Annotated in this window: 6 protein-coding genes; 5 read left to right on the forward strand and 1 reads right to left on the reverse strand. The window is 47.3% G+C overall.

Translation table 11 applies throughout. From position 1 onward, the window contains the following. Positions 1-132 precede the first annotated feature (132 nt). The 4 genes from ACXJJW_RS02950 to ACXJJW_RS02965 all read left to right on the forward strand — a co-directional run bounded on the left by ACXJJW_RS02950 (position 133) and on the right by ACXJJW_RS02965 (position 2,351). A complete protein-coding gene (locus ACXJJW_RS02950; RefSeq protein WP_456474235.1) occupies positions 133-444 on the forward strand; it encodes a hypothetical protein in 312 nt (103 codons plus the stop codon). Continuing rightward, positions 441-782 carry a toxin-antitoxin system TumE family protein gene (locus ACXJJW_RS02955; RefSeq protein ID WP_456474236.1) on the forward strand — a complete coding sequence of 114 codons (342 nt, stop codon included), beginning with the start codon at positions 441-443 and terminating at the stop codon, positions 780-782. The genes ACXJJW_RS02950 and ACXJJW_RS02955 overlap by 4 nt, the downstream gene beginning before the upstream one ends. Positions 783-1,107: 325 nt before the next feature. Continuing rightward, positions 1,108-1,770, forward strand: a complete 663-nt coding sequence (locus ACXJJW_RS02960; protein WP_456474237.1) for a 6-hydroxymethylpterin diphosphokinase MptE-like protein — start codon at positions 1,108-1,110, stop codon at positions 1,768-1,770. Further along, the gene (locus ACXJJW_RS02965) at positions 1,767-2,351 is read left to right on the forward strand and encodes a GMP synthase subunit A (protein WP_456474238.1); all 585 of its coding nucleotides are present in this window, start codon (positions 1,767-1,769) and stop codon (positions 2,349-2,351) included. Before ACXJJW_RS02960 ends, ACXJJW_RS02965 begins: the two co-directional genes overlap by 4 nt. 20 nt (positions 2,352-2,371) lie before the next feature. Here the strand turns inward: ACXJJW_RS02965 and ACXJJW_RS02970 are convergent, their stop codons facing one another. Further along, a complete protein-coding gene (locus tag ACXJJW_RS02970; protein WP_456474239.1) occupies positions 2,372-2,836 on the reverse strand; it encodes a thioredoxin family protein in 465 nt (154 codons plus the stop codon). Positions 2,837-3,048: 212 nt separating this feature from the next. On the opposite strand from ACXJJW_RS02970, the gene ACXJJW_RS02975 reads away from it, so the two are divergent. After that, a partial coding sequence (locus tag ACXJJW_RS02975) for an ATP cone domain-containing protein (protein WP_456474240.1) occupies positions 3,049-3,835 on the forward strand: 787 nt, incomplete at its 3' end.

Here is a 3,835-nt window from a genome sequence, read left to right on the forward strand (position 1 = left end):
AAGCAGCCCCAGAGTTTTGATGCTCCGCTGTCCATCCTGAAATAATGGAATAGCCTCAGAGCTGTTTCAAAACTTTAATATTCTAATGGAGCACATGTTAAAGATAAGTCTTATAAACGGAGGCATGCACAGATGGTTACCCTTACATTGGATGAAAAGGCTAAGAATATACTTGATGTGTTTGCAGGCAGAGATTACAGGGAAAAGCTCAGCAATCTTGCAAACGAGGCAATTATGGCGAAAATAAAAGAATGTAATGAGCTTATCGCCAACTTCGAAGCAAAATACAAAATGAAATTTGAAGAGTTCCGGCATGCCTGGGAATCTGAAGAAATAAAAGAGCGGCATTCACATGAAGTTGAAGCTGATTATATAGAGTGGGAAGCGCTGGAGATGGAAAAAGAAAAGTGGCTTGAGCTACTTAGGAGTGGGGGCAAGTCTTGAGAGATATCGAAAAACGCATAAGCTTCAAATGTAAAATTTTAGACCTGAAGAATTCATATTTCCCGCAGGCAAAATTTAAAATAATTAAGGAAAGATTGAATTTCTTGAAAATAAGGGTTATATTCCAAGAAAAAGTTTTTCTTGATATTTATTACAACTCATCCAACGACAGAATAGATTTTGTATTAATTAAAGATGGAAAAAGAATATTTGGATATGACAACCTAGGAGGATGGCATAAACATCCATTTGAGAATCCATTTAAGCACAAAAGATGTAAAAAACCCGAAATTATGGACATATTCAAAGAAATTAGAGATATAATTGCAATACTATAGAGTAATTTACAAATTATAGATGTTTACAACGGCTGATGGACCATCTTAGGGTTTTAACAGATTCCTCATCTATCCCAAAAATCCAGAAGATTCTTGGATATTTCAGTAACACCTAGGGTATCTTCCTTTAAATCTACTTTTTCAGATAAAATAAAACCTGAATTTGGCATCCACTTCCTAAGGTACAGATTTGAGGTATCGAACTGAAACAGCCCCAGAGTGTTTGGGAATCCCCACCATGCTAAACGTTAAAAAAGAAAACAGGCATACAGCATCTTTTAGTTTTTTTCTTGATACCATACCCCGCTTTAAAGAGTGGAGCAGCATGCACTACGAAGAGTGGCGCAGCATATACCGCGAGATTCTCGTAGATTTTGGCTTCTCGGAGGAAGAAGACAGAGCTGCAGCAAGGCTCCTCGCCTCGCTGGTGAGTAGCAGGCTGCCTCTCCATACCCTCGAGGAGCTCATCTCAGGCAAGAGGGTGAACATCTTCGGCGCCGGGCCGAGCCTTGAGAGGCTGGAGCGAATGCCTCAGGGCATAGCCATAGCATGCGACGGCGCGACGAGCTTCCTCCTGGAGCGGGGCGCAGTACCCGAGGTGATAGTCACAGACCTGGACGGCAGGGTTGAGGACCTGCTTGAGGCGAATGCCCGTGGTAGCATCGTCGTGATTCATGCCCACGGTGACAATATCGCCAGGCTCAGGCGCTATGCTTCTCTCTTCGTAAACGTCCTCCCCACGACGCAGGCTGAGCCCTTCGAAGGCGTGCACAACTTTGGAGGCTTCACCGACGGCGATAGAGCTGTCTTCCTCGCGGCGCACTTCAGTGCGAGGGAGATATATTTATATGGGATGGACTTTCATAGCGAAATTGGAAGATACTCCTTCTCTCGCGACAGCGAGATGAAGAGGAAGAAGCTTCTCTGGGCAGAGAGACTCATAAGGCTTCTTGAAGAGAAAGGCGCAAACATAAGGTGGGTAAGATGACCGAGTACCTTGTAATTGCCAACCGCGGGCAGTACAATCACCGCATATACCGCACCATTAAGTACCTCGGAAAGAGTGTCAAGCTGGTGCAGAACACTATAGGCGTAGACGAGGTGGAGAGAGAATCACCTCTGGGCATAGTGGTCGGGGGAGGGCCCTACCTGGAGGAGATAGGCAATTCGGGCGAGATAATAAAAGCCTTCACCGGCAAAGTGCCAATCCTCGGCATCTGCCTGGGGCACCAGTTAATGGCAAAGCTCTTCGGCGGCGAGGTGAGAACCGCGGAGATAGGTGAATATGCCGACGCAGAGATTATAGTGGACGACGAAGATGAGATCCTGCGCGGTCTCGCCCCAAGCTTCAGGGCATGGGTCTCCCACAAAGACGAGGTGGCAAAGCTACCAGAGGGCTTCAAAAAACTTGCCCACAGCGAGACCTGCAATATCGAAGCAATGGCGCACGAGCGTCTGCACCTCTACGGTGTACAGTTCCATCCGGAGGTGGAGCACACACCGCGCGGTCCGGAGATCTTCAAGAATTTTATCAGGATATGCGAAAGCTTCGGCGCAGAAGGCAGGTGATCCTGCCAATTCTAGACCATCTAATCCGTATACGTGCCGAGGAAGCTCAGAAAAGTATCCTTTTGCATGTACCCCACAGCTCTGCCAAGGAATTTGCCATTTTTATCCAGAATCACAAAGGCAGGGGTGCCGTATATGCGATAGGCCGCGAGCAGCCTCCTGTTTTCAGGGAGGTCAGAGTCTATCTTCACAGGCACAAAGTGCTCTGAGACAAATTCTACTACATCGCTATCGCTCAGCACTTCCTTGTCCATCTTTATGCACCACCCGCACCAGCCAGCCCAGAAGTCTATGAGCACCAGCTTATCCTCTTCCCCGGCGGTCTGGATGCCCTTTGAAACGTCGTTCCATATCCAGTTTATCTCATCCGGTTTACTGTGTACCTGCCCTTTCGTCTGAGAATCTTCCCCCTGTGGTTGAAATAAGAATATAAAAATAAGCACCGTCAGCCCCAGGCCAAACAGACCAAACAAACGCCTATTCATATCATCAGCCCCGGTCCAGTATACATTCGGGATTGCCGTGTTGAAATACCTTTCTCATAGCAAAATGAAGATAATTGTGCAAATGTGTTTTTCAAAATGCAATCTGTGGCTCCTTACCGCAGGGCGTTTGGGTTCCATTGGCCTAGCTTGTAGATACGGTAGTTTCAGAATCTGGCAAATGAATATATCCTATTAGAGCCCAGGTTACTGTTATGTATGTCCTCAAAGCCTCCGGTAAAAGAGAGAAATTCAATCCAAAAAAGCTTGAGAGGACTCTCTACAGGGCGGGTGCCACAAAAGACGCTGTCAACGCAATAATAACGCAGGTTCAGAGGGAGGTCTATGATGGAATCACAACAAGGGAGGTTTACAACCGGGTGCTTGAGCTTCTGGACAAGCACCAGCCAGCGGTCTCACCGTGCTATGACCTGAAGCAGGCGATAATGCGCCTCGGTCCCGCGGGCTTCCCCTTTGAGACGTATCTCTCCCAGATTTTGAGGGAGTACGGCTACAGGACGAGGCTAAGAACAAAGCTCAAGGGCAGGTGTGTTACCCATGAGATTGATATTATTGCCGAGAGGGAAGAGAAGGGTAGGGTGGTGCGCTCCCTTATAGAGGTCAAGTTCCACAACACCTCAGGTACATATATCAGCTTAAAGGAGGCTCTGTACACCTACGCCCGTTTTCTGGATTTAAACCACACCAGAAACAATTTTGATGAGGTGTGGCTGAGCTGCAACACCAGGGCATCGCCTGACGCAAAAGCCTATGCCAGGTGTATGGGGGTAAAACTTCTGTGCTGGGGCTATCCTCCAAAGAGGAGCCTGGAGAAGCTCATCGACAGGAAGAAGCTGTACCCCATAACCGCCTTGAGGAATATAGACCCCGGGACTGTCAATGCCTTTTCCAGGGCCGGTTATATGCTCATAAAAGACCTTCTTGTTGAGGACTACTCCAGACTCAAGACAAAGACAGGGCTCCCTTCAGATAAACTGAAAA

The organism is Candidatus Pyrohabitans sp. (genome assembly GCF_054014795.1).

Excerpts from the sequence above, each read along its gene's own strand:
- ACXJJW_RS02970 (WP_456474239.1), bottom strand. The coding sequence starts at position 2,836 with ATGAATAGGCGTTTGTTTGGTCTGTTTGGCCTGGGGCTGACGGTGCTT.
- ACXJJW_RS02960 (WP_456474237.1), top strand. The coding sequence starts at position 1,108 with ATGCACTACGAAGAGTGGCGCAGCATATACCGCGAGATTCTCGTAGAT.
- ACXJJW_RS02950 (WP_456474235.1), top strand. The coding sequence starts at position 133 with ATGGTTACCCTTACATTGGATGAAAAGGCTAAGAATATACTTGATGTG.
- ACXJJW_RS02965 (WP_456474238.1), top strand. The coding sequence starts at position 1,767 with ATGACCGAGTACCTTGTAATTGCCAACCGCGGGCAGTACAATCACCGC.